Origin of the sequence: Pseudomonas sp. BF-RE-21 (assembly GCF_019947305.1) — a bacterium.
GTDB lineage: Bacteria > Pseudomonadota > Gammaproteobacteria > Pseudomonadales > Pseudomonadaceae > Aquipseudomonas > Aquipseudomonas migulae.
Window position 1 is genome coordinate 162,270 of the sequence record NZ_JAGYGF010000004.1, and the last position, 26,589, is coordinate 188,858.

The 26,589-nt window shown below is 60.1% G+C and carries 21 protein-coding genes; 4 read left to right on the top strand and 17 right to left on the bottom strand.

Going from position 1 to position 26,589, the window contains the following annotated elements:
- Positions 1 to 16 precede the first annotated feature (16 nt).
- From KGB25_RS05130 to KGB25_RS05165, 8 genes are all read right to left on the bottom strand, one after another.
- On the bottom strand, positions 17 to 1,204 hold the full coding sequence (locus KGB25_RS05130) for a phosphotransferase (protein ID WP_223434429.1): 1,188 nt from the start codon (positions 1,202 to 1,204) through the stop codon (positions 17 to 19).
- Positions 1,201 to 2,238, bottom strand: coding sequence for an amidohydrolase family protein (locus KGB25_RS05135; protein ID WP_083376108.1), 1,038 nt, complete (start codon positions 2,236 to 2,238; stop codon positions 1,201 to 1,203). The genes KGB25_RS05130 and KGB25_RS05135 overlap by 4 nt, the downstream gene beginning before the upstream one ends.
- A 210-nt stretch (positions 2,239 to 2,448) precedes the next feature.
- Positions 2,449 to 3,810 carry a DUF1329 domain-containing protein gene (locus KGB25_RS05140; protein WP_223434430.1) on the bottom strand — a complete coding sequence of 454 codons (1,362 nt, stop codon included), beginning with the start codon at positions 3,808 to 3,810 and terminating at the stop codon, positions 2,449 to 2,451.
- Between the two features lie 27 nt (positions 3,811 to 3,837).
- Entirely contained in the window at positions 3,838 to 5,505 is a 1,668-nt protein-coding gene (locus KGB25_RS05145) for a DUF1302 domain-containing protein (RefSeq protein WP_083376106.1), read from the bottom strand.
- A gap of 63 nt (positions 5,506 to 5,568) precedes the next feature.
- Entirely contained in the window at positions 5,569 to 7,059 is a 1,491-nt protein-coding gene (locus tag KGB25_RS05150) for an aldehyde dehydrogenase family protein (RefSeq protein WP_223434431.1), read from the bottom strand.
- Complete coding sequence (locus tag KGB25_RS05155) at positions 7,056 to 8,675, bottom strand: GMC family oxidoreductase (RefSeq protein WP_223434432.1); 1,620 nt, start codon at positions 8,673 to 8,675, stop codon at positions 7,056 to 7,058. The genes KGB25_RS05150 and KGB25_RS05155 overlap by 4 nt, the downstream gene beginning before the upstream one ends.
- A gap of 52 nt (positions 8,676 to 8,727) precedes the next feature.
- Positions 8,728 to 8,937 (bottom strand): ferredoxin, encoded by a 210-nt coding sequence (locus KGB25_RS05160; RefSeq protein WP_223434433.1) that lies wholly within the window; start codon positions 8,935 to 8,937, stop codon positions 8,728 to 8,730.
- Positions 8,934 to 10,214 (bottom strand): cytochrome P450, encoded by a 1,281-nt coding sequence (locus KGB25_RS05165; RefSeq protein WP_223434437.1) that lies wholly within the window; start codon positions 10,212 to 10,214, stop codon positions 8,934 to 8,936. The genes KGB25_RS05160 and KGB25_RS05165 overlap by 4 nt, the downstream gene beginning before the upstream one ends.
- 239 nt (positions 10,215 to 10,453) lie before the next feature.
- Between KGB25_RS05165 and KGB25_RS05170 the strand changes: the two genes are divergently transcribed.
- Complete coding sequence (locus KGB25_RS05170) at positions 10,454 to 11,077, top strand: TetR/AcrR family transcriptional regulator (protein WP_223434439.1); 624 nt, start codon at positions 10,454 to 10,456, stop codon at positions 11,075 to 11,077.
- Between the two features lie 5 nt (positions 11,078 to 11,082).
- Here the strand turns inward: KGB25_RS05170 and KGB25_RS05175 are convergent, their stop codons facing one another.
- Entirely contained in the window at positions 11,083 to 11,994 is a 912-nt protein-coding gene (locus tag KGB25_RS05175; protein ID WP_223434441.1) for a LysR family transcriptional regulator, read from the bottom strand.
- A 142-nt stretch (positions 11,995 to 12,136) separates the two neighbouring features.
- Between KGB25_RS05175 and KGB25_RS05180 the strand changes: the two genes are divergently transcribed.
- Positions 12,137 to 13,042 carry a helix-turn-helix domain-containing protein gene (locus tag KGB25_RS05180; RefSeq protein WP_223434442.1) on the top strand — a complete coding sequence of 302 codons (906 nt, stop codon included), beginning with the start codon at positions 12,137 to 12,139 and terminating at the stop codon, positions 13,040 to 13,042.
- A gap of 61 nt (positions 13,043 to 13,103) precedes the next feature.
- Here KGB25_RS05180 and KGB25_RS05185 read toward each other — a convergent pair whose 3' ends face one another.
- From KGB25_RS05185 to KGB25_RS05220, 8 genes are all read right to left on the bottom strand, one after another.
- Entirely contained in the window at positions 13,104 to 14,030 is a 927-nt protein-coding gene (locus KGB25_RS05185) for a zinc-binding alcohol dehydrogenase family protein (protein ID WP_083376098.1), read from the bottom strand.
- A 94-nt stretch (positions 14,031 to 14,124) separates the two neighbouring features.
- A complete protein-coding gene (locus KGB25_RS05190; protein WP_223434443.1) occupies positions 14,125 to 15,372 on the bottom strand; it encodes an MFS transporter in 1,248 nt (415 codons plus the stop codon).
- Between the two features lie 11 nt (positions 15,373 to 15,383).
- Positions 15,384 to 16,205, bottom strand: coding sequence for an SDR family NAD(P)-dependent oxidoreductase (locus KGB25_RS05195; protein ID WP_223434445.1), 822 nt, complete (start codon positions 16,203 to 16,205; stop codon positions 15,384 to 15,386).
- A 59-nt stretch (positions 16,206 to 16,264) separates the two neighbouring features.
- Positions 16,265 to 17,629, bottom strand: a complete 1,365-nt coding sequence (locus tag KGB25_RS05200) for a phosphotransferase family protein (RefSeq protein ID WP_223434448.1) — start codon at positions 17,627 to 17,629, stop codon at positions 16,265 to 16,267.
- Positions 17,630 to 17,667: 38 nt separating this feature from the next.
- On the bottom strand, positions 17,668 to 18,117 hold the full coding sequence (locus KGB25_RS05205; protein ID WP_223434449.1) for a nuclear transport factor 2 family protein: 450 nt from the start codon (positions 18,115 to 18,117) through the stop codon (positions 17,668 to 17,670).
- 33 nt (positions 18,118 to 18,150) lie between these two features.
- Positions 18,151 to 18,969, bottom strand: a complete 819-nt coding sequence (locus KGB25_RS05210) for an SDR family NAD(P)-dependent oxidoreductase (RefSeq protein ID WP_083376093.1) — start codon at positions 18,967 to 18,969, stop codon at positions 18,151 to 18,153.
- A gap of 62 nt (positions 18,970 to 19,031) precedes the next feature.
- The gene (locus KGB25_RS05215; protein ID WP_223434451.1) at positions 19,032 to 20,384 is read right to left on the bottom strand and encodes a DUF1329 domain-containing protein; all 1,353 of its coding nucleotides are present in this window, start codon (positions 20,382 to 20,384) and stop codon (positions 19,032 to 19,034) included.
- A 66-nt stretch (positions 20,385 to 20,450) separates the two neighbouring features.
- Positions 20,451 to 22,121: a DUF1302 domain-containing protein gene (locus tag KGB25_RS05220; protein ID WP_223434453.1), complete on the bottom strand. Its 1,671-nt coding sequence runs from the start codon at positions 22,119 to 22,121 to the stop codon at positions 20,451 to 20,453.
- Between the two features lie 230 nt (positions 22,122 to 22,351).
- Between KGB25_RS05220 and KGB25_RS05225 the strand changes: the two genes are divergently transcribed.
- A complete protein-coding gene (locus tag KGB25_RS05225; RefSeq protein ID WP_223434455.1) occupies positions 22,352 to 22,801 on the top strand; it encodes a hypothetical protein in 450 nt (149 codons plus the stop codon).
- A gap of 196 nt (positions 22,802 to 22,997) precedes the next feature.
- Positions 22,998 to 26,561, top strand: a complete 3,564-nt coding sequence (locus KGB25_RS05230) for an indolepyruvate ferredoxin oxidoreductase family protein (protein ID WP_223434457.1) — start codon at positions 22,998 to 23,000, stop codon at positions 26,559 to 26,561.
- The last annotated feature ends 28 nt before the right edge of the window (positions 26,562 to 26,589 follow it).

The window sequence follows — 26,589 nt, forward strand, 5'->3', positions numbered from 1 at the left end:
TCCTGATTGGTCTCGCTCAATTATCCAACAGGTGCTGATAGGCTTGCGTCAGTGGCCGCGCATCCTGCCCAAGCAAAGGCGTCCGCCGAGGCTTACGGCCATGCGTCAGCAAACGTACGGTATCGAAGTCTTCTGCGGCGGCGAAAAAACGTTCCACCATCGGCAGCCCTGCCTGCCCCCATTCATCCATGTTCGACATCCAGGTCTGCATCCCCCAAACCGGCCAACGTCGCAATTGCTCCCAGGCCGCGTTCTGGTCGAGCACGCCCTGGGCACCGAGGCTGATCAATTTGTCGCGGTATATCGCCAGCAATCGCTGCGCATCGCCTCGGCGCTCCGCCACGGTCAACGCACCCAGCATGAAGTACGCGACATCGCGCCATGGCCGGCCATACCGGGCGAGTTGCCAATCCAGCCAGATACGTTGACCGTCACTGCGTAAAAAACTGTTGCCCTGGTGCGAGTCGCCATGGATCAGACAACTGGGAGAAGTCTGCTCCCGTTCGAAGGCAGCCAATTCGTCGAAGGCATGGCTGAACAACTCCGGTGTCTCGTACATCCATTTCGGCAACAACCGCTGGTATTCCGGTTTGCGCAGATTGACCTTGATGTAGTTGTACATGCGCAGCAGACCGTCGCTGTCCACCGGGTTGTCCATCGACACCGGCAGCCAGCCCTGGCCCCGTAGCTGCGGACTGTTCCAGGTGGCAGCATGCAAGGTCGCCAGTGATTCCAGCCCCCGAGCCACACCGTCCACGCCCAGGTGATCGGTGCTATGGCCAAATTGCCCCGCGGCCAGGCCGAGGTCTTCCATCATCACCACGCCTCGGCCGCCTCCATCGGCGTCCCAGTCGGTGAAATAGATTTCTGGCAGTGGCGCGTCGGGCCAGCCGCTCGCCAACTGATAAAAGCGCGCTTCCAGCTCACAGATATCGCCGCTCTCGAAACCTTCGGACCAATTCGACTTCAGGCACACGTGCGCAGGAATACCCGCGCGCTGACCGACCTCATTCAACTCAAGTCTGACGCGGAATTTGGTGGTGTGCCCGTTACGTACCTCCACCGCCGTCAACGCCAGCACCTCGATGCCTGGGTAGCGCGGCTGCAATAATTGCGTAAGCCAGGCGGCGTCGATCTCGCTCAGGTGTCGAGGCAGGCGTCCGCTGCGCTGCGGGTAAGGCCGCCCCAGCGGACTATCCGTCACGGTGTCAGCACCCGACCAGCGTTGGCCGGCACCTTCAGCTTGAGCAGTTCAATCGCGTTACCGCTGCGAATCCTCTCGCGGTCTTCAGCAGACAAGCCGATGCCTTCGGTCAGATCGCCATGGTCATAGGCCCCGCCAAAGTTGGTGCCGTACAGCAGACGCTCCGCCCCCACCACCTCGGCAACACCGCGACGCAAGCCGGGCGCATGAACGTCGAGGTCGAAGTAAAAATTCTGCAGGTAATCCATCAACGGCCGCTGATTGCGCGAGTCCGGTGCCATGGCCCGATTCAGTTCGCTCAGGCGCCCCAACTGGAACACCGCCATGCCACCGGCGTGAGTGATGTAGGTTTTCAACGTCGGGAAAACATCCAGCGCGCCGCCGCAGATCAGGTACCAGAAGAACAGCGTTTCATCGACGCAGTCACCAACGATGGACGTGGTTTCGAACTTGTCGTCCGTGTGTTTTTCACCCCAGTAAATCGACTGGTTGAAGCCGTGCACCATGATCGGTACATCCAGCTGGGTGAGTTTTTCCCAGACGGGGAACAGGCGTTCGTCGTGAGCCTCCAGACCATTGAAGTTGGCCCCGCCGACGCACACACCCTTGGCGCCCAACTGAGTCACCGCGCGTTCGATTTCCTTGGCCGCATTCAGCGGATCCGCGAGGTTGGCGTGGCACCAGAAATCGAAGTGGTCGGGATCAGCCCGGCAAAATGCCGACAACTCGTCGTTGCAAATGCGTGCGTATTCATTAGCGAAATCACCCGCCCAATACATAAAGCAGTGAGACGGCGTCGACATCACCAGTTTGTCGACACCCCGCTCTGCCATCAGCTTGCGACGGCTGGCGTGGCTCATGCGCGCGAGGATATTGGCCTGCGCTTCGGCATCCGTCGCGGCTTTGGCCGGTTGCTTGGTGCCGAGGGAAAAATGCCCCACGGTCAGCCCCTGCACTTTCATGAATGGCCCCCAAAACTCGTGGCGGTTCAGCATGCCCTCAGTCAGCAAGTGGGCGTGGACATCAATCAGCATGGCGTTCTCCTTGTTGTAATTAGCCAGCAGACCGAACGACCCGCTCGCAGGGCATTCGGATCAATTTAAGGGATAACTGCACCTCTAATAATATAAACACATTTCTAATATGTGTTCATTTAAATATGAGTCGCAGGGCTGCCTTTTTATAAAATCCGCACAAAAAAAAGCGGCCCTCTCAGGCCGCAAATGCGTGTCCACTCGATGAAATCAGCGTTGTGTCTCCTGTGAAACAATCGACTCAGGTTTCATATCGCGCTCCGATAATGGCGCATCGTGTACCCGATATCCGCCCTTGAGCCCATCGTTGAGCAATGACCACATGCCTTTGTTGAAGTCATAGCTGACGTTTTTCACCGTGTACGGCAGGTTTTTGTCGTACAGCTGCACGCCGCTCTGGAACAGTGCGCGATACAGCACCCCGCCCTGGTCCCAGGCGTCATACAGGCCGGCACCAAAGGTGTCTTCGTCGAGGTAGTAAGTGCGCTTGCTGTAGACGTGGCGTTTACCCGGTTTCAGGGTCGCTTCCACCACCCACACCCGGTGCAGTTCCCAGCGCTCGCAAGCCGGGTTGGCATGATGCGGCTTGAACTGTTCTTCCTGGCCGCAACTGAAGTAGAACTTGTAGGCGTTGTACGGAATGTACATCTCCTTGCGGCCCACCAGTTTGTAGTCGAAGCGGTCCTGGCTGCCGGAGAACATCTGCAATTCGTCGAACAGGTTCACACCGCCCTGGTTGGGCACTGGCGTGTCGTAGGCGAACTCCGGCGCCAACTTGATGCGGCGCATCCCTGGAGTGTAACTCCAGGCACGCCGTGGCTGGCTTTGCGGGTCGAGGTAGTCGGCGAGGATGATCAGTTGCCCGGCGCTGCGGGCCGGGTAACTGTCCAACGCCCAGGCGCGGTAATACAACTGCGGATCGCGATCGGCCTGCTGAGTCTGGTAGTACGGCGCCTCTTCCATGGTCGCGGACTCGGCGGTCTTGGTCACCGAACCCTGGGAATCGACTACCCAACTGTTGGACGATGCCGTGGTGGTGTACCCCGTGCCCTTGTAGCGCAGTTGCTGATTCCAGATGACCTCGTTGCCGTTTTGCGGCAGCGGGAACGGCAGCCCCCCTCGGCACGCCGGATCGACCGCGAGGTTGTCCTTGGTCGTGCGGCAGTTGCTGGCGTTGCGCAGCGAGGCATCGAGCAACGCTTGCGGGTACGCCGCGGTGCGGTGGGTGGGGTAAATATCCAGATAGTAGTCGGGGAATTTACTCAGCAGCATTTTTTGCCCGCCGCTCAAGCGGTCGGCGTACTGCTCCATGTTTTTCGAGTTGATCCGCAGCAGCGGTTTTTCATCCTTGAAGGGGTCGGCCCAGAATCCGCTGTCCGGCCTGAAGCCTGGCGGGCTCTGCGTCAGGCCACCCGTGTACGGGGGAATGCTGCCATCGGCATTACCCGCAATGATCGCGCCGAACGGCGTCACAGTTTTACCGATTTGTGCCACCTGGTCGGCCGGTGCCGCCCCTTGGCTGCAAGTAGCGATGCTCAACAGCGCCAATGCCCATGCAAATTGTCCTTTCATAAACAGGTACTCCGCTTCTTGGCTCTTTTAGATGGAGGTTTTGAAGGTAAAGGCCAGCCAGCCACGGTCGGTTCCGCCCACGGCGCCGTTCCCCCCGACGGTGTCCCCGGGGATGTTCTTCGATTGGGCGTCCGTGTCGGAGTAACGCAAGCCAAATTCGTAACGTTGGGCATAGGTCAGTTGCACGCCGGCAGACCAGGTCAGCGCGCCTTCGTTACCACCGCCGGCGCTGGCGGCGTTGCCCGACAGACCATAATTGACGGTCAGCGGAACGGTCATGTCCCAGGACGGGAATACCGACAGGTATTGAGGTGTGTAATTGACCGCGATAGCCGCGTAATCCCGGGTCGAACAGCCGTCGCGTTTGCCACCTGAGCCGGGCGTGCCCACTCGTGGATCGACGCAGTTGCTGCTGTTCTCACCCAGATAAAGCTCTTCGTGCTCGGTCACTTTGCGCAGATGGCTGTAGGCGAACTCGCCCACCAGGGTGGCGTTGTTGGCGATAAAGTTACGCGGCACGCCGTACACGGCGTTGGCGACGAAGTGGAAAGTATCGCCACGCGGCCCTTCGTTGTCGGAGGGGTCGACGCCGACCGCGTTCAAGGCACCGCCCTTGCGATACGAGATCTCGCTACCGATCGACACCGTGTCGAGCACAGTCGAAAGACTCAGGCCGACCAGTTTGACGCTGCGTGGGTATACCAGGCGGTAGCTGCCGGTGGCAGCCGAAATTTCTGGCGCCAGCCAGGGTTGGTAGTCATCGAACTGGCGGTAGTACGCGCCCAACGTCGACTGGATCGCTTCAACGTCGTACTTGGCCATCAGACCCCAGTTGGCGGAGTCGCGACCGTATTTCGATTTTTCCCGATTGAAGGAAAAACCCGGGGCTACCGGCAAGCGGTCCGGGCCTTCGAAAAACGGGTCCGCCGCGCCAAAGTAGGTGCCGCCGTACGGGATGCGCGTGTAGTCCCACTCGTAGAAATACTGCGCGGCCAGGGTCAGGTTGTCGGTGGCCTGGGCCTTGACGGATATCTGTCCGATGGGCAAGAACACTTCCTTGGTTTCAATGCCAGGACTGGTCACCGCCTTGGCGCCATCGAGCGGCGCCTGCGAGTAGGAAATCGCATGGGCGCCGAACAGCAATCCTTCGCCCCAGAAGTTGGTATGGCGGCCAATCTTGACGTTGACCGATGCATCGCCCAGACGAAAGTTCTTCCAGACGAAGGCGTCGAGTATTTCCCCCGAGGGGCCTTCGACGTAGCGCTTCACTTCCGAACTGTAATGATCGTTGTCGTAGCTGGTCTGGAATCCGGCAACATGACTGCGCACATCGTTATCGTGGTACGCCTGGTCATACCAGCCGGCAGCGCTGAGCCGTGCTCCCCAGTCCTTGCGGTAGGCAAAGTCGAGTTCGGTGAGCAAGTCGATACGGTTGGTGACGATGTCGCCCTTGTCGAACTTGCCGTCGGATTCATCGTAGTTGGGGTTGTTCATGATGCGCCGGTCCTGGTCTTCCATGCGCATCCCCAGGTTGTAGCGCAGGGTGTTGTCCCAACGCAGGTGAAAGTCCGGGTTGGACAGTTCGATCGGCGCCGCCAACACCGCACCACCGAAACCCAACGCCATTTCCCCGACCGCCAGCAGTACCATCGCCCGCTGGGCTCGCATGCGCCCCTGTTTACTGATCTTTTTCATGCAAACCACCTTTTGTTTTTATTGTCAGTCGTTTGTCTGCACCCCGGTCGCAGGGCGGCATGGCTAGCGCCCGATGGGGTAAATGATGGATTTTTCCTGGGTGAACTCTTTGAGCCAGTTCGGCCCGAATTCGCGGCCCAGGCCTGAACGCTTGAAGCCGCCAATCGGCGCATAAGGCAGGCTGCCGCTGCCGCCATTGAGGTACACGCTGCCCGCGCGGATGCGTCTGGCCAGGGCGTAGGCGGTGGCGGCATCGGCCGAGGCCACGGCAGCGTTGAGGCCAAAGCGCGAATCATTGGCGATGGCCACGGCTTCGTCATCGCTGTCGAAACCGATCACCACCCCCACCGGCCCGAAGATTTCCTCTTGGGCAATCAGCATGTCGTTGCGCACGTCATCGAACAGGGTGATGTCGCTGAAGAAGCCCTGGCGTAGGTGCGCAGGTCGGCCACCACCACACACCAGCGTGGCCCCGGCATCGCGGCCGCTGGCGATGAAATGCTCGACCTTGGCGCGCTGCGACTCGCGGATCAGCGGGCCCATCATCACGCTGGGATCCGCCGGGTCACCGACCTTCCACTGCCCGGCAATGGCTTTGGCGCACTGCACGAATTGCTCGCGTACCGAGTGATGCACCACGAAGCGCGTCAGCAGCGCACAGCCCTGCCCCGCGTTGACCGCCAGCCCGGCAACGGCCCCCAAGGCGGTGGCCTGAATGTCGGCATCGCCGCGCACGATCAATGCCGATTTGCCGCCCAGTTCCAGATGCACGCGCTTCAGGGTCGGCGCCGCTTGACTCATGATGCTCATGCCCACCGTTTCCGAACCGGTGAACGAGACCATGTCCACCCGCGGGTCGCTGCTTAACAGGCTGCCCACTTCGATACCGCCGGTGACAATGTTGAGCACGCCCTTGGGCAAGCCGATTTCTTCAGCGATCTGACCGAACAACAGCGCCGAGTACGGGGTAAATGGCGAAGGCTTGAGTACCAGGGTGTTGCCAGCCAGCAAGGCGGGAAACACCTTGGCCAGGTTGAGCAGAAACGGAAAGTTGTAGCCAGTGATGCCAGCCACCACCCCGATGGCCTCACGTTCCACCGTGCCGCTGCCGAGAATCATCGGCCCGGTCGGGTTGAACGGGTTGGGATTGGCCTGCACCGGAATCTGCAGGCTGTCGCTGTGCAGAGAATGCTCGATCGCGGTCAGCACATGGCCCAGCGGCATATCTACCTGCATGGCGTAAGTCACGCCTTGCGAGCAGCCGACTTCAGCGATGATCAGCGCGGCAATCTGCTCCCTTTTGGCCACCAAAACGGCGTGCATCCGCCGCATGTACCCGGCCCGTTCGGTCATGCTCAGCCACGGCCAGGGGCCGTTATCAAAGGCGTTGCGAGCGGCGGCAATGGCCGCGTCGGCGCTGTGCAGATCACCGCTCGGTGCATGACCGATGACCGCTTCGGTGGCGGGGTTGAGCACCGCTTCGCGCGGACCGTCGACACCCACCCACGCGCCATTGATGTACAGCTTGTCCAGCTGGGTAAAGGGAACACTCATGGTGTTGGATCTCCTGAGACTTTGCCGGTAATGATTTCTGCAGCGCGCATGGCAATGGCCATGGCCGGGGCATTGGTGTTGCCAGAAACCAGGCACGGCATCACCGAGGTGTCGACCACACGCAGGCCCTCGACGCCACGCACTCGCAGTTCAGGGTCGAGCACCGAGGCGCTGTCGGCACCCATGCGACAGGTTCCGGAAACGTGATAGGCGGTCTGGCCGAAGCGGCGGAACGCGGCAAGAATTTGCGCGTCGCTTTCAACCTTCGGCCCCGGTGTCAGCTCGCCGACAATGAATGGCTTGAGCACCGGCTGCGCAGCCAGACGGCGGAACCAGCGAAACAGGGCAATTGCGGAGGTGCGATCGATCTCGGCGCTCAAATAATTGGCGTTAATCCGGGGTGGAACCGTGGCGTCTGCCGATTGAATGCGCACCTCACCCTGGCTCTGTGGACGCAGGAAATAGCCGCCGATGGTCAGGCCGGGCTGCTTGTCGATTTCGACCTTGTTGCCGTCACCGTCCATGGAATAGAGGCTGACGCCAATTTGCGCGTCCGGTCGCTCCAGTTCGGGGCGGGTCTTAATAAAGCCGCCGGCCTCGTGGGCGGCGTGGGTCATCGGTCCTTTCTTGCGCAAAAAGTATTGGGCCACTGCACCGAGTAACCCAATCCCATGGAAGCAATGATTGAAGCTGCCACGGGTGACCCGGTACTGCATGGCCATGTACACGTGCTCACGCAGGTTGCGCCCGACCTCGGGGGCGTCGTGCAGCACACGGATACCCAGCGAGTTCAACAGTGCGGCCGGGCCGATGCCAGACAGTTGCAACAGCTTCGGCGATTCAATGGCACCGGCGCACAACAACACCTCGCGGCGCACTTCGAAGCGTCCCTTGCCGGCACTGTTGTTGACCTGCACGGCACAGGCACGGTGCTTGCTGAACTCGATGCGTTGCACATCCGTGCCGGTCATTACCGTCAAATTCGGACGTGCGCGCACCGGGTCGAGAAAGGCCTTGGCGGCGCTGAATCGCTTGCCTTTCCAGGTGGTTTGCGGCTGATAGCCGAAGCCACCCTGAGTGACCGAGTCGATATGATTGGTGTCTTCAGTGCGCGCCACACCCAGCTCACCGGCCGCGCTGATGACGGCATCGCACAGGGCGTGGCCCGACGGGTGCACGGTGACTTTGAGCGGACCACCGACTCCGCGCCATTGGCTCTTGCCCAACTGGTGGTCTTCGAGGGCGACAAACTGCCGGCCCATGTCTTTCCAGCCCCAACCGGCGCAGCCTTGCGCTTCCCAATGGTCATAATCGGCGGGTGCTCCCCGTACGTAGACCATGCCGTTGACCGAACTGGAGCCACCAATCGTTTTGCCCTTGAGCCATTGCTCGTCGCTCATGCCCTCACCGCGTGCCGCCTTGTAGCTCCACACATGCGGATTGCCGGGGCTGAGCAGTTTGCCAATGCCACGGGGCATGGCAATCAACGGGCTGGTGTGATCCGGGCCGCTCTCGATCAGCAGCACCGAAACGGTCGAGTCGGCGGACAAGCGATTGGCCAAAACGCAGCCAGATGACCCCGCACCGATGATGATGTAGTCGTAGGTTTTGCTCATTGTTGTTCTTCTTTTGCGGGTTGCTGAAAGTCTTCCATCGACAGGGCGGCACTCACCGGGGTTCGTCTGATGTCTCGCGAACCTCGATCACCCGTTCCGGGCAGGCCCGGGCGCCCCGTTTCGCCAGCCCCTCTTCCCCAATCGGTACACTGAAGCCGCTGCTGGCGATGTAGCCGTTGTCATCGAGTGGATAGAGCGTGGGCGCGACGTTGTTGCAGCGGGCATGACCCACACAGCCGGATTGATTGATCAACACTTTCATGCGTTGGCCACCTGTTTGTTCGAGGCGGTTGCCGTGGTGCCCGGCTGGTCCCATTGCAGGTGCAAGTCTTCCATACCGAATACGCCGAAGGCGTTGAATTTGGGCGTGGTGTCGTCAGCGATGCGCAGGGGCGGCAGCCGTTGCAACCACAACTCCAGGGCAATCCGAAGTTCACGGCGCGCCAGGTGCGAGCCGACGCAACGGTGCACACCATAGGAAAACGCCATGTGCGGCGATGCACCGGCACTGCGCTGGAAGTCGACTTTGTCAGCCTCATCGAATACTTCGGGGTCGAGGTTGGCCAACTCGGTGCTGATCAGCACCATGTCGCCTTTCTTCATCATGACTTCGCCGATCTGCACGTCGCAGGTCACCGTGCGGCGCATATTGACGATCGAGTAAGAGCGCAGCAGCTCTTCCACCGCGTCGCCAATCAGTTCGGGGTTGGCCCGCAGTTGGGCTTGCTGCTCGGGATTGCGCGCCAGATGCCGGAAAAACAAACCCAGGCAAGAGGTCACCGTATTCAGGCCTGCAATGAAAATCAGGAAGTTGATGCCGAGCATTTCATCGTCGGTCAGCGGCCGGCCATCAATCTCGCTGGTCAGCAGATAGCTGGTGAAGTCATCACCGGGATTGGCACGCCGCTCGGCGATGTGGTTGCGGATCCAGTCGGTGATCGCCCGTGCGTTGTCGGTCACCGTTTGCAGGTCGACGCTTTTGATCAGTGTCTGCGTCCAGTGCTGGAACAATGGCCGGTCTTCCAGCGGCCAGCCCATGAGGGTCAAGAAGATCAACGTGGGAAACGGTTTGGCGAACGCTTCGTTGAAATCGCAACGACCGTCGGCTTGCACCTCATCTATCAATTGGTTGGCCAACTGGCGGATGTTCTGCTCCAGGGCCTCAACCTTTTTCGGCGTGAACAGCGGATTAAGCAATGCGCGGTATTTGGCGTGTTCAGGCGGATCGATTTCCAGTGGCGCCAGGCGCCAGCTTTCACCGAGCAACATCGCGTAGGGTGTAAGGCCGACGCTGCTGAAGGTTTGCGGGTCTTGCAGAATACGCCGCAGGTCCTCGGCACGCCGAGGTACCCAGGTGCCGGGTAAGAAGCTTAAACGTGGAATCCAGAAAATCGGCGGGGTTGTCCGGTGCAGTTCGGCGGCCCAGGCATAGGCGTTTTCGCCTTGGGCGGTGAGCTCCGCCCACAGATCGAAATCGCGGACAAGGTGCATGGGGATGTGCGCAGGAACAGGTGCAGGCGTTTCAGGAGCGTTACTCATTATTGTTCTCCAGGTCTCTATCGGACTGGAGAAACGGTAAGGCCGCAGGCGCAAAGCCACAACGAACAGAAGCGCAAATCTGTACGGCATAAACGGAATTCATTAACACTTTCGTTGAAAATGTTCTAAAACTAATTCTGCTGGTGCCAAACATCCTCTGTCATTGTGTGCCGATCACCGCCGGGAAGCCCCTGTGCCCGACGTCATGAAACCAATAAAAAGCGCTGCCGAGGTTCAGAATGTCTCACTTAGCTTCCGTGCAAACAGCCGATAAAAACCACTCCAGCCAACGCCACGCCTTGCGTTCCCAACGCACCCGGGAACTGCTGCTGGACCACATGTATCGCCTGGCGCTGGAAAAGGGCTACGAGGGGATCACCGTCCAGCAATTACTGGACAGTACGGGGGTGGCGCGCTCCACCTTCTACGCGCACTTTCGCGACAAGGAGGATCTGATCGTTGCCGGGTACGAAGCCATTGGCATCCCCTCGACCAAGGTCACCGAAGTCGATGGCGACCGCCGTGTCCTGCTGGATGTTTCGGCCTGGCTGTTCAGCGCCACCGAACGCCATGCGGCACTGACGACGGCGTTTTTCAGCGGCCCGGGACAAAACGTGATTCTCGCGCACCTGGAAAATATCCTGATCATCCAGGTCCGGGAGCATTATCGGAAACAGGGTCTGTACCAAGTCGATCAACTACGCGGCGAAGCCGCCGTGCGCTGTTTCGTCGGTGCCCTGGTGGGGCTGTGGCTGTGGTGGGTGCGCCACGATTATCCGAACCCGGCAAGGGAAATGACCGAAACCTTCGACAGCCTGATGAACAACGGCACCTGGCCGCCTGAGAACAGCGTGCGCCAGTAGCGACGCTAGGAGGCACAGGCCATGATCAGAAACTGCCGGAATTCCTGCGCCGGCGCCGACAAACAGTTCTCCGGCAGCCAGATCAGCCCCAGTTCCATGGGTGGAATCACGTCCACCAACGGACGGATTTCAATCTTTTTGCCTTCCAGGGACCAGGCCCGGTACAGCATGTCCGAGAGAATGGTCACGCCGAATCCATGCCCCACCAGCCCGCGCAATGCCTCCATGGATGAGGTGCGAAAAGCCACCTTGGGTGCCAGTCCGCGGGATTCCCAATAGCGCAAGGTCGAGGTCTCCCCCTCATCGACCGTAGCAAGGATATAGGCATGCTCGGCGACGTCTTCAAGATTGATCGAAGTGGCGGACATCAAAGGGTGCTGACTAGCTAACCAGAGCTGGCGGCGCGAACGAATCAGCACATGGTGAGCAAAACCGTGCAGGTTCTGCGTATTGGAGACAATCGCCAGCCCGAGATCGAGATCGCCATTGCTCAGGGCTTCTTCGATGCTCTGGCGGTCCATGTCGATCAGGTCGATCTCGACCTGAGGGTAGCTGCGTTTGAAGCGTGCCAGCAGCGCGGGCAGAAAATAGCCCAGCACAGTGTAGGAGGCGCCTACCCGCACGGTGCCCTGCATCGCATGGCCGAGGAACAGCGGTTCACTGAGCGCATCCTGCAGGGTGTCGAGAATGTGGCGGGCATGCTGGGAAAACTTGTTGCCTTCAGCGGTCAGTGTCACGCCATGGGGCAGGCGATCGAACAGGCTGACGCCCATGGACTGTTCAAGATGCAACACCGCCGCCGTAATCGCCGACTGCGATACATGCGCCTTCAGCGCCGCCTGGGAAAACTGGCCTGCGTCGGCGGCGGCAACGAAATAGCGCAGTTGACGCATCGAAATATCTTTGCCTTTTGTCATCTGATTTTCTGATACCTAGCGCCTGAATATATGAAACAGCTTGGTCCTCACGCTGGTTACACTCGAGACCGGGTAGCTGCCCTGACGTATCGTTATCCTTCGAATTTCAGCGCCAATAATAAAAATGGCTGAAGGTTGAAAAATGAACGCGATCCACTACAGCGAGTACGACTGTGAAGCGTCGGGCAATTTCCTGACTGAAGCTTCATTGGCCAGACAAGGCTTTGACATCCGGGTTGAACATGCGCAATGGTCCAACACCGGCACAGCCTTGATCGAAACCGGCGACAGTTGCCTGTTACGCCTGATGCTGCCTGCCAGTTCGCAGATCAAGCCTAACTGCGGCGGTTTTTCCAGCCACGGCGCGCCTCAATTCCAGCCTCTGGGCAAGCTGTTGTTCATTCCCCATGGCACCGAATTCCACCTGCGCCACGATGCCGGTGAGCAAAAGGCCCTGGTGTGTCTGTTCGATCCCTCATCACTCGGCGTCCTCGGCAGCTATCGCTGGAACTGGCAGGACAACGTCAGCGCAGCCATGCTCAATCTGCAAAGCGGTTACCTGCACGCCTCGTTGCAACGGCTGGCCGAAGAAGTCGCCAACCCCGGCTTTGCCAGCGAACTGCACACCGAGTGCCTGCTCACCAGTATTGCCCTGGACCTGCGCCGCGAATTTATCGATGCGCCCGACGAGGCAATCAGTGCCTCACACAACTCAGAAAAACTCAGCCCTCGTCAACTCAACATCCTGCGTGAACTGCTCGACAGCGCCAGTGATGAAGGCCGCTCTCTCGGCCACCTGGCGCGGGCCTGCGAGCTGCCGTTGCGGACACTGTCCAGTCGCTGCAAAAACACCACCGGCATGACCTTGCGCCAGTACGCCGCGCATACCCGATTGCAAAAAGCCGTGGCGCTGTTGGCTGACCCACGGTTGCTGATCAAACAGGTGGCCTATCAGGCCGGCTTCAACAACGCCGCCGCTTTCAGTGCGGCCTTCCGTAAAGAACTCGGCGTCACACCCGAGGAATTTCGCCATCAGCGCCAACGCTGACACTGAACCTGTGGCGAGGGAGCTTGCTCCCTCGCCACGGACCGATCTTCTAATACAGGCCTTAACGACGAATCGTGGCGGTGATTTTGGCGTGTGGCCCATTGACCTGCGCGGCCCAGGCTTCAGCCGCCTGATCGAGGGTGAAATCCAGGTAATCCACCTGTATCTGCTGCTCTTTGGCGATTTTCAGCAGACGCAGCCAGATCTGTTCACGGTCTGCAGGCGGGCGCTGGCCAGTGCCAATGCACGACAAGTTGCGAAACAACAGATCGGCAATATCCAGATTGAGCTGACGACCGGCGCCCGTGCCAATGGTCATGATCCGTGCTCCCCAATTGGTGGCTTTCAGGGACGTCAACATTGGTTGACCGCACACGAGGTCGAGCACCACATCAAATCCGCCATCAGCTGCATCCTTGAGGGCAGCGACATCATCGCTGCCACCCAAAGTCACCACTTCATCGGCAAGGCCTCGCGATTTCAACCGGCCCAGTGCTTCAGCGGACCGCGCAGCACCGACCACCTTGCCCGCACCCAGACCGCGCGCCAGTTGCAGGGCGATCTGGCCGAGAGTGCCGGTGGCGCCCAAGATCAGCACCTTCTCACCCTTCTGAATCGCGGCTTTTTCCAGGGGCACGATGGCGCCGGTCGCAGCGATGCCCATGCTGATCGCGGTTTTATCGTCCACGTCGTCCGGCACATTCCATACTTCGGCTTGCGGCACCAGGGTGCGCTCTGCCCAAGCACCAAACGGCAACACCGAGCGCTCGCCGAAATACACCCGACGGCCATCCGGCGCACGGCCGACGCCTTCCCCGCGAATGACACAGGGATATTCAACACCCAGACGGTAGGCGCCGAGTACATCCCAGCCCCCAAGACCAGCGGTATCGACATCGATCAGCACCGAGCCGTCTTGCGGCTGCGGATCACGAAACTCGCCCACTACCGGCGGCGCATTGCGCTCGGAAATGATTGCTGCACGCATGGCATTCTCCTTGTCTGTTTTATTGTCAGGCTGCACTTGAGGCAATAATTGAACATTATTCTGTTATTTGTCTATATTTACTTCGACAGCTTCTCTAATTGGCCACTAATGGCTCGGACTGATATCGCGGATACCCACCCAACGTCAGGAGTAGCAAGGGGCCGACGACAAAGCAGGTAAAACTGAACAGCAGCATGGCCGAGTAGCCACCGGTGAGCTTGAACAACCCGGCGAACAGTAACGGAGAGATCGCCGCACCTGCGGTAATCAAGCCCAGGTGCGCGCCAAACAAGCGGCCGTAGTCGCGCATGCCGAAGTAACGGGCAATCAGGAAGGCCGCGATATCGAACTCGGCACCGGCACCCACGCCGACAAGCAACGTGGCGAGGGTGTACATCGCAATACTGGAATCCCCATAGGCAAAAATGCCGCAGGCAAATGCCGGCATCAGCAGCGCCACAGAGGCAACACCGGGCGCCCACAACCGGTCAATCAGGTAGCCCACCAATAGTCGGCCAAGGATCAGCGACACGCCGAAGCTGGCGAAAATCTGACTGGCCTGCAGGGCGCTGAGGCCACGGTCCTGCAGCAACGGCACAATGTTGGTGACCATGCCCACCACGCACGACACCACCAACGTCATCGACAGGTTGCACACCCAGAAACGCCAAGAGCGCAGCGCCTCGCGCAGCAATAGCCCGCGGGCTTGTTCACTGGCGGCGGGGAGTTGCGTCGAGTTGTGGCTGACATTGGCGGTCGGCAACAACCAGCGTAAGGCCAAGGGCAACGCCAGCAGCACCGGCAATACACCCAGCGCGAGGAATCCCGCCTGCCAATTCCACCGGCTGATCGACCAGGCGGTGATCAGCGGCAGCATGATGGCCGCCAGTCCGGAGCCACTGAGGATGATCGCCAGCGCCAGACCACGATTTTCCTCGAACCACAAGTTCACCAGGTGCGACCAGGTCACCTGCAACGTACCCAGCCCGGCTAGCGGCACCAGGAAAAAGCCAAGGTAGAGGGTCCAGATCGAACCATTGATACAGGTCAGGGTGAAGACACTCAGGGACAACGCCAGCAGCGACAGCAACGTGACCCGGCGCAAGCCGTAGCGCGAGTTGAGCCAGCCAGCCAATTGCGATGCGACGATGGTGCCCAGCGACAGCGCGGTGATCGCCGCCTGCAACTCCGCCCTGCCCCAGCCCATGGCCTGTTCCAGCGGAATCACCATGGAGCTGAAGCTGTACAGCAGCAACGAACTGGAACTGGTGGCAACGCCGACCAACGCCAGAATCAGCACTCGCCAGCCGCGTTTGAATTCTGCGTTATCAAAGCCTTTCATGGTGGGTGACCTCAGTCATTGCCGATAAATACAGCCGCTTCCGCGCTCTTGCTCAGCACCTGGGCACGGCGTACCGGGCCAGGTGCGTTCACGACCTCGACAAGGGTGTCTTCGGGGTGAATCAGCGTCGGACCATTACCCAGTTGTTCAAGCGCCATAAGCGCGAGGTCTTCTGCTTTGGGCAAGGTCATGGTCAGGGCGTCGGAAATGTTCAGTTTGACCATGGCAGCGCGCATGGTGGGTGTGTCGACAGTGCCGATGAGCAGGTTGAGCACATCGACGCCACGGTCTTTCCACTCGGCCCATAGCGATTCACCGAGGTTCAGGGCAAAGCCCTTGGTCGCGGTGTACATCGCCAGTTTGCGAATTCCCCCCAAGGCTGCCTGTGAACCCACCAACAGCAAGCCGCCCTGCCCGCGCTCCAGCATTGCAGCGCCAAAGGCGTGGCTGCATTGCATCACCGTCAAGCAATTGAGGCGCAGTAAGGCGCCCCAGTCCTCGACCGAGGTATCGAGAAAGCGCGTGATGTAAGGGTCGCCGCCCGCGTTGTAGATAAACAGACCGATTTGGCGTTCACCGACAGCTGCGAGCAAGCGCTCACAGGCATCGGGCTGAGAAAGATCCTGGATCACCACCAGCACCTCGATGGCGTAACGTTGCTCCAATTCGCTTTTCAGTTGCGCCAGGGCGTCGCCACGGCGCGCCACCAGCACGCAGCTGAGGCCACGCTCGGCGAGGGCGTGGGCAAACGCCGCGCCCACGCCATGGGAGGCTCCGGCAATCACCGCCCACGGGCCATACCGATGCTGGAACGCATTATCAGGAACAGACATAAACACTCCGAAAACGAAGGCCCGGCGACCAGCCACCGGGCGAGAAAAGTTTCACCCTGTCAGGCGACGGGTGGCAGGTCGATGTGGCTGGCGGAGGCGCCAATGGCGGTGCTGCCGTAAACCAGAACGCGCCGCTCGATGTGCGCCATGAACAGGCGCAGCAAGGGTTCGTCGTATTCGGGCCCCGCGCTTTTGACGAAGGCTTCCAGCGCTGCATCAATCTCGCTGTAATCATTGAAGGTGCGGTCCAGCAGGACTTGCGCCTCCTGCTGCTCCAACTCGCGCAAGTGCAATTCCATGGCATCGCCACGGCCCAGGTACTCCACCAGTTTGCTCACGGCGCGCAGCTTGGTTTTCAGGAAGTCACTGCCGACCTCCACCTGCGCCAAGGCATCGGCGAGCATGGTCAGCAACTGTGCATTCGGGCCGCTGCTGACTATCTCCAGTGTTGGCGTTTGCAGCGGCACCCCCATGGCTTCGGCCAGCGCGTGCACCACCACCCGGCGCAGGGCGATGTCGAACTCGGTGTAGGTGTCGTGGGGGTCGCCCGGTTGTGGCGTGGCCACCGATGCCGAGAACTGCATGGTGCTGACGGTGGCAAACAGCGCGGTGTGGTAACGCACGACATCGGGGTCCGCCGGCTCGCCGGTCACTTGCTGATAGTAGCGATACAGGTCCGCGAAACTGTCTCCGAGCGGCTCGTAATTGTCGCGCATCCGCGCCGACGCCAGGTCAGCCAACGGATCACCAATCATGGCGAATTCAAAATCGTAGAGGCCCTTCACCTGTCCGTTCTCGAACAGGTATTGCCCAGAATCGTACTGCACGAAAGCAGGCCGGGTACGGTGCTGCGGCACATTGCGGCGCAACCAGCCGAGGGCGAATTCGGCCAGCGGCTGAGGCCTGGTTTTATTGCGCGCATACAGCGGGTAATAAGCTTCCAGACCTGCAAGGGTAATGCCCTCGGCACTGGTCGGCAGATGAATGCCCTGTTCAATGAAGGGTTGCAACGGCAGTTGGTGCATGCGCGCCATGGCGTCGACCCACTGACGTGCGACGGCATGGCGCTCGGTATCAGTGTTCGCCGTGCTGACATCACGACTCCCCGGCACCAACTCCATCAAGATGGCTTGCGGGTCTTCGCAGAAGCCGTAGATACGCGGCACCGGTACGCCCTGCTGACCAAGCAAGGTGAGAATATCCGCCTCCCGACGCAGCTCCGGGAATGGGCTGACATCACCACCTCGCTCGCCACGAATATGCAATTGGAGGGTTTCGCCATCGCGTTGCAGTTCAAGGTTCCACGCCGGACGCCAGCGCAGCAGACGTTGCATCGCCGTGATGTTCCCACCCAGCAGCCCTTCGACAAAGTTGCGCAGCTTTTCTTCGACCGGATCAACAGTCGCATTTATTGTTGTTGGCATACGGGGTCTTCCTCAGGCGCTGATGTCCAGCGCCGCTCTTAATGGGTGCTGGTGCTACCAGCGTTCGGCCCGCCTACCTGCTCCAGCGGCACGCCCTTTTTCTTCGCCAGATCGGCAGTGTCCAGGTACTCGCGCCACGCACAGATCAGGCCGTGTTCGTCCAGCTCATACACCGCCACCATTGAGTGCGGCATGGGTACGCCATTGCTGACGCAGTAATCGTCGCGTTCGGTCATCACCACGCGCTCCGAAGAGACGATGTGACGCGTGGTACAGCGGTTGTGTGTGACATAACTCATCTGCCGCTCGATTTCGCGGCGCAACGCATCTCGCCCACGAATCACCGGGCCACCGGGCACCCACAGTTGCCAGACGGCGTCGTCTGCGAAGGTGGCCATGATGCGTTCGAGGTCCGGCCGGCAGCCATCGCTGCCGTCGCCCCAGGCGGCGAGCATGTCGAGGATGAAGCGTTCCTGTTCGAGTGCCATAAAACGGGCTCCAGTGCAGTGAATGGATCGGGATCAGACCGAGGCCTGGGGCAACAGGAAATTGCGCACCACCGGCACCATCGGCGTGCCGCAACTCATGCCGCCGTCCACGCGCATCAGCGTGCCGTTGACGTAGGCGGCGTCATCGCTGGCGAGGAAAGCGGCCATGGCCGCGATGTCCTCCGGCTCGCCCAGTTGCGGCACGTTTTGCAGGTCGAGAAAGGCCGCCTTCATCGCCTCGTTAGCCCAGCTTTCCATGGCCGGCGTGCGAATCACCCCCGGCAAAATCCCGTTGCAACGAATGCCGCGTTTACCAAAGGTGGCGGCAATGCTTTGCACGTACCAGTTGAGTGCGGCCTTGGAGGCGCCGTAGCTGAACTGAGAAATTTCCCCGGCAATCGAGCTGGTGGACGAGGTGAACAGAATCGAACCGCTGCCCTGGGCCAGCATGTGCGGCAAGGCGTACTTGCACGCCAACACACCGCCCAGCACATTGACCCGCATGCAGTTGTGGAACAGCTCGGTGTTGAAGTTGATGAAGTCGATATCGCGGGTGGTGGCCGGGTTTCTGTACACGGCGTTATTGAACAACACATCGATACGCCCGAAGGTCTCGACGGTCTGCTCGACCATCTGCCGCAAAGCGTCTTCATCGCCGACATCCACTTGCATGGCCAGTGCCCTGGTGCCGATTTCAGTCGCCACGGCCTGCGCCGATTCGGCGAAAAGGTCGGTGACCACCACCGTGGCGCCCTCCCGGGCAAAACGCAGGGCCGAGGCGCGGCCGATGCCACTGCCGGCGCCGGTGATCACGCAGACCTTGCCGTCTAAACGTTGCAGTATCTCGCTCATAAAAGGGTCTCGGGACGGAAAAAAATCGGCGCCCGTGGCGAGCGCCGAAAAGGAGCAAGCGGTCAGCGGGTCTGGCCACCGGCGATGGTCTGCGGATTGGCTTCACGCTCAGCGACCGGTTCCTGCCGGTAGCGCGTCGGGCCGTTGCCGAACATGCCGTATTGGTCACGGGTGAAGTCGTACAACGAGTAGGAATCCTGTTGCGGATTATTGGGAATGCCGTACGCCTCGATGTTGTATTGCGAGCCGGTACGGAACAGCGCGCCGCTGTCGTCCCAGGCGTCGTAGACCGCAGCGCCGAAGGTGTCTTCGTCGATGTAGTAGCGACGTTTTTTCTGCGCATGACGTACGCCGTCCTTGCGCGTCGCTTCCACCACCCAGACACGGTGCAGCTCCCAGCGCTCACACGCGGGGTTGATGTGTTTTGGCATGAGTTTCTTGTCCATGTCGCAACCCCATTTCAGCGTGTAGTTGCTGTAGGGGATGAACATTTCCTTCTTGCCCACCAGCTTCCAGTCGAAGCGGTCCATCTTTCCGGAAAACAGGAAGATTTCGTCGTAGAACGCCACCCCGCCGAACGCCGAGTTGGGGGTGTCGTAGTTGAATTCCGGAGCCTTGCGGACGCGGCGCTGACCGGTGCTGTAGCTCCAGGCGTAGCGGGAGTCGGCGACCGGGTCGAGATAATCCCAATACCCGGATGCCTGCCCGGCCGTACGGGCCGGCGCGACGATGCGCGACCAGATGCGCTGGGCGATTTTCGGATCACGCCCAGGAACATCCATCTGGTAGAAAGGTTTTTCGCCGGTGGACCGGTTGGTGTTGGTCAGCGTCGCGTGGCCCTCGTTGACCACATAGGCACTGTGGTTCCAGTCCCAGCCATTCACGCCCTGATAGTTGAGGATGTAGTTCCACATCAACTCCCGGCCATCTCGCGGCAGCGGGAATGGCAGACCGCCCCGGCAGCCTTCGCTGATCGACAGGCCGTCGTTCTCGGTTTTGCAGTCCTTGCGGCTGGCGTTGCGCTGGGTGGCTGCTAGGAAATTCGCCGGAAAGGTCGCCGTCCTGTGGGTGGGGTACACCTCAAGATAATAAGTGTCGGGGTTCTGCTTGAGCAGTTGCAGCTGCCCGGCCGCCAATTGGTCGGCGTACTGGTCGGCGTTGGCCGCCGTAATGCGCAAGCGGGGTTTTTCATTGGCAAACGGGTTGGGCCAGTTGCCGTCGCCGGGCACCAGCCCTGCGGGCACTTTCAGGCCACCGTCGTAGGCCGGAATAGTGCCTGCCGCGTTGCCCGCAACAATCGCACCAAAGGTCGTCAGCTTGCCGCCCAGGTCGGCGGTGGTAGCGCCCTCATCGGCCACGGCCGACCCCGCCAAAGCAATGGCCACAAGGCCCATCGCATATGCATTAACCGTCATAACGTTCTCCATTCAGATGGGTGATCGCCGAGTCCGGTGATCACTGCATTGCAGTTCAGGCGCGGTTCAGAACGCTGTGCTGAGGGTGAGCGACACCCAGTTGCGGTCGGTCAGGCCGACGTCGCCGGTGCCCCCGACCACGGTTTTTCCGACGCCGGCGACGTCTGCATATTTACGTTCGCTGCCGTAGCCGATGTACGACAGGGTCACGTCGACGCGCTCGTCGTAGGTGCCTTTGACGCCGGCCTTCCAGGTGTATTTCCCTTCGTTGCCACCGCCCGTGGCGGCATTGCCGTTGACGCCATAATCCACACTCATGGGCGTGGAAATATTCCAGCCGGGGAACACCCCAAGCCATTGCGGCGCAAAGCTCACGGCCAGGCCGACATAGTTCTTGGTGGCGCAGCCGTAATGCTTGTCCTGCCCCGCCGGGCAGCCGCCATAGCCTTCACCTTTGAACAGTTCTTCGTGCTTGGTCACCCGTTGCACATGACTGAATGCCATTTCGGTGATCAGGCTGCCGGTGTCGAAGTAATCGGTGCGCGGCAGCAACCACAGGCCATTGACCACCATGTGCCAGGTGTCACCGCGAGCGCCCTGATTATCGGTGGTGCTGATGTTGCTGGAGACCAGCGAGGTGTTCTGGCGATACGACAGATCGACGCCGAGGGAGCCGCCGCCCAGTACCGGGCCCGCGGAGTAACCCAGGCCATAGAGCTTGACGTTCTCGGCGTACACGTAACGGGCAAAGCTCGGCGCCACTTGCAGGCCCCACGGGTTGTAGTCATCGAACTCGCGATAGAACGCGCTGACCTCCGAATGCAGGAAGTCGAAGCTGTAGGTGCCCATCACGCCCCAGTTGCCCCTGTCCTTGGGTTTGACGGGGTCAATCAAAGGCCGCGAAACACCGCTGAACAACGGCAAACGGTCCGGTCCTTCCAGGGCGACGTCGGCGGAGGCCAGATACGTGCCGCCTTCAGGGGCGCGCGTGGTGTCCCATTCGAAGAAATATTGCGCCGCCAGCGATAACTTGTCGGTGACCTGAGCCTGGGTTGAAATCTGCGTCAGCGGCAGGAAGATTTCGCGGGTTTCGGTACCGGGGTTGCTCACCGCCTTGCGCCCATCCAGCGGTGCTTGCGAGTAGGACACCGCATGCCCGGCAATCAGCAGGCCGTTGCCCCAGTACACAGTGTGGCGGCCGGCACGTACGCTAACCGGAATCTCGCCGAGATCGAAACGGGTAAACGCAAAGGCGTCCAGTAACTCGCCGCTCGGGCCACGGTGATAGCGTTTGGTGAAGCTGGAGTATTTACCATTGGTGTAGCTCGGCGTGCTGGTACCGGGAAACGCACCGGGGTAGTAAACATTCCCCGGGCTGGTTTCGACTTCGGTGTTTTCGTAAGCCTGGTCGTACCAGCCCGCGCCGCTGATGCGAAAGCCGTTGTACTGCTTGTACGCGACCTCCATTTCGCTCATCACATCGACCCGATTGGTCACCACATCGCCGCGATCAAACTTGGCATCGGACTCGTCGTAGCTGGCGTTGTTGGCCAATGCGCTGTCGCGCCCTTCGGCCCTGATCCCGAGGTTGTAACGCACGGTGTTGTCCCAGCGCGCGGTCCAGTCCGGATTACCGGTATCAAACTCGGCGGCCTGCACAGCGCCAACGGTTAAGGCACACCCGGTCACGCTGAACCAGACAGCCAGGCTTAACGGCTTTAGCTTTGCGTCGATCATCGACACTCCCATTACTTTTTTATTGTTGTTGGCAGCCGAAGCTTTGGGCCGTCTGGACCGCGCCTATGAGCGCTGATCCGTGGGCTTTCGGTATGGACTGAAGTAGACGGGACGGGGAGGTTTGAGACAACGATTGGGAGTATTGCTGAAATGCATTTCGGTATTGGTCAAATACTCCCGACCTATACTCAAAGGTCCTGGATCGTACTTTTTGAGTACAGGAGGTGACCATGAAATCGGGAACCCAGACAGCGGCATTCGTAGCCGCTGCGATGATCGTCGGCTGTACGACTTCATCAAGCCAGACAGTGACCGTTCCGTTGAACGCTACACCGCGCAACGGCGGTCAGATCGCCAATACAACGCTGGCCGTTCAGGGCAATGAGACAGCGCTTTCCTTCGTCGTCAGTGGAGTTCCAAGCGGCACCCTTCGGCCCTTGAATCTCTACACGTTTATCAACAAAGGCAGCTGCGTGCGGCCCGGGCCTGTCGCCTATGCAATGAATGACCGGATCAACACCAATCGCATTTCTGCAACGCGCGGCTGGACCTATTCACGAATTGCGCCAGTGGCGCTGTCAGAGCTGCTTTCCGGTGGATACTACTTAGTGGTAAGGACCACACCAGCCGATGGCAACGTGGATATTTTCTGTGGCGATATCAAGCCCGAAACAAGGTGAAAGTGACACCAGACCGCTAACAGGCTTTATCCACAACGGCGTAAAGAACATTGTGCATCCAGGTATTTGAATAACCGATACCGATGCCCTGTTTTTGTGATTTTACGATGGCAAAACCGCTCCCTAGACTCCAGCCAATAACTAGGCAACGCCGCTCTCCTGGCGCCGCCATGACAATAAAGCCTGGAGGATGAACATGAGTGCGCCCCCGTCTCTGGATGACAAATACGTCAAGCACAGCGGCAACGTTTTGCTCACCGGCATTCAGGCGCTGGTGCGTCTGCCGCTGATGCAGCGCCAACGCGATCTGGCCAATGGTCTGAACACCGCCGGGTTTATTTCCGGGTACCGTGGCTCGCCGCTGGGTGGTTTCGACCAGGCATTGTGGAAGGCGCGCGACTACCTCAAGGAACACCACACGGTGTTCCATCCAGGCATGAACGAAGACCTCGCCGCCACCTCGATCTGGGGCACGCAACAGGTCAATCTCTTCGAAGGCGCCACTTACGACGGCGTGTTCGGCATGTGGTACGGCAAGGGGCCGGGCGTCGATCGCTGCGGCGATGTGTTCCGTCACGCCAATGCCGCCGGCACCTCGAAATTTGGTGGTGTGCTGGCCATTGCCGGCGATGACCATGGCGCACGCTCCTCTTCGCTGCCACACCAGACCGAGCACATTTTCAAAGCGGTGATGATGCCGGTGCTGGCGCCATCCGGTGTGCAGGAATACCTCGACTACGGCATGCACGGTTGGGCCATGTCGCGCTATTCCGGCTGCTGGGTCGCCCTCAAAGCGGTGGCTGATACTGTCGAGAGCGCGGCCGTCGTCGACATCGACATTCATCGCGTACAACCGATCATTCCCGATATTGCGCTGCCCGAAGGCGGCTTGAATATTCGCTGGCCAGACCCGCCCCTGGCGCAGGAACAGCGGCTGCTGGAACACAAATTGTATGCCGCCCTCGCCTACGCCCGTGCCAATCGCCTTGACCGCATCGTGATGGATTCGCCGAAAGCGCGCATCGGCATCATCACGTCCGGCAAATCGTACCTCGACGTTTGCCAGGCACTGAAAATCCTCGGCATCGACGAAACACTCGCCCAGCAAATCGGCCTGCGCGTGTACAAGGTTGGCATGGTTTGGCCGCTGGAAGCGGAAGGCGTGCGGCAGTTTGCCGAGGGTCTGGAAGAAATCGTGGTGGTGGAAGAAAAACGCCACATGATCGAATACCAGCTCAAGGAAGAACTCTACAACTGGCGCGAGGACGTACGCCCGCGCATCGTCGGCAAGTTTGACGACAAGGGTGAGTGGAGCCTGCCGCACACGGGTTGGTTGCTGCCAGCCATCAACGACCTGACCCCGGCGATGATCGCCCGGGCGCTGGCCAAACGCATTTTGCGCCTGCATCAAAACGGACCGCTGCAAGTGCGTCTGGCGGTGCTGGATGCGCAGTTGGCCAGTAAAGACCAGTTCAGCAACCTGATGGAACGCGTGCCCCACTATTGTTCCGGTTGCCCGCACAACACCTCGACCAAAGTCCCGCAAGGCAGTCGCGCACTGGCCGGAATAGGCTGCCATTACATGGCCGCCTGGATCTACCCGCAGACCCAGACGTTCAGTCAGATGGGCGGCGAAGGCGTGGCGTGGATCGGCCAGGCACCGTTCACCACCACTCAACATGTCTTCGCCAACCTCGGTGACGGAACCTATTTCCACTCTGGCATTCTCGCGATTCGGGCCGCCATCGCTGCCAAGGTGCAGATCACTTACAAGATTCTCTACAACGACGCCGTGGCCATGACTGGCGGACAACCGGTGGACGGCACGCTCAGCGTCTCGCAAATCAGCCGTCAATTGGCTGCCGAAGGCGTGCAACGTGTCGTGGTGGTCAGCGACGATGTCGAGAAATACCAACACATCCATGACCTGGCCGACGGCGTGCCGGTGCTGCGTCGCGACAAGATGGACGAAGTGCAGGAACAGCTGCGCCAGTTCCAGGGTGTCTCCGCAATCATTTACGACCAGACCTGCGCTGCGGAAAAACGTCGGCGCCGTAAACGCGGCAAGTTCCCGGATCCGGCACGCCGGGTCGTGATCAACGAAGCGGTGTGTGAAGGCTGCGGCGATTGCAGCAGCAAGTCCAACTGCATGTCGGTGGTGGCGGTGGAAACCGAGTACGGCCGCAAGCGGGAAATCGACCAGTCCTCCTGCAACAAGGACTTCACCTGCCTCAACGGCTTTTGCCCGAGTTTTGTCACGGTCGAAGGCGGTTCCTTGCGCAAACCCAAAGCGCTTGCAGCCAAAGCCGATGAAGTGTGGGAACTGCCGACGCCGCCAACCGTTGCACTGGATGAGCCTTACAGCATTCTGGTGACCGGTGTGGGTGGCACCGGCGTGGTGACCATCGGCGCTTTGCTGGGAATGGCAGCATTTATCGAAGGTAAAGGCACGCTCAACCTGGACATGGCCGGCATGGCGCAAAAAGGTGGCGCGGTGTGGTCGCACATTCGCATTGCCGCGCGCCAGGATCAGTTGTTCGCACCCCGTATTGCCGAAGGTGAAGCGGCCCTGCTGTTAGGTTGCGACCTGGTGGTCAGTGCCAACACCGAAACCTTGTCCAAGCTGCGCCAAGGCGTTACCCATGCCCTGATCAACAGCGAAGAAACCATCACCAGCGCCTTCGTGCGGACCTTCGCCCAACAGGCGGAAAGCGGAGATTTGCTGAAGCACCCGGACCCGAAATTCCATACCCAAACCATGTCGGCACAAATCGCCGATGCGGTTGGCCATGCCCAGGCTGACTTTGTCGACGCGAGCAAAATCGCCACGGCCCTGATGGGCGATTCGATTGCCACCAACACCTTCATGCTCGGTTACGCGTATCAGAAAGGCTGGCTGCCAGTAGGCGAAGCGGCACTGCTGCAAGCCATCGAACTGAATGGCACCGCGGTACCGTTCAACCTTGCCGCGTTTGCCTGGGGTCGGCGCAGCGCCGAAGACTTGCCACGGGTCTTGCGCAAACTGGAAGCAGGCAACGTGCAGAACGCAGACCGCCTGTTGTCGCAAAGCCTTGAAGAAACCCTGGAACGACGCGTGGAGTTTCTCACCGCGTACCAGAACAAAGCCTATGCCCAACGTTACCGACAACGGGTCGAGCAATTCATGAAGGCGGAAACGGCGTTGCTCGGGCAACCGGGCAAGCTGTCGGCAAGCGTCGCCCGTTATTACTTCAAAGTGCTGGCGATCAAGGATGAGTACGAAGTCGCACGCCTGTTCACCGATGGCCAGTTCCTGGAAAAAATCCAGGCGGGCTTCGAGGGCGACTACCGCCTGCGCTTCCACTTGGCGCCACCGCTGCTGAACGATAACGGCCTCGGCCGCGAACCGAAAAAGCGCAGCTTCGGCCCGTGGATGCTGCAAGGCTTCAAGCTGTTGGCGAGGCTCAAGTTCTTGCGCAACACCTGGCTTGATCCGTTCGGCCGTACCCACGAGCGCAAGGTGGAACGCAACTGGCTGGCCAGTTACGAAAGCGTCCTCGACGAAGTGCTGGCAGGCTTGACTGCCGACAAGCTGAGCCTTGCTCAGGAGTTGGCGGAGTTGCCAGACAGCGTTCGCGGTTATGGTCCGGTTAAAGAGCGTTTCCTCGGCCACGCCGAACAGCGCCAGGCGCAATTGCTTGGACAGTGGCGTACTGGTACGAGTGCCATGTTTCACGATGCCAGCCAGGTCACCGGCAAAATTGCCGTGACTCAACTGTAAGCAGCAACCCGGGCGGCATGCAGTGAGC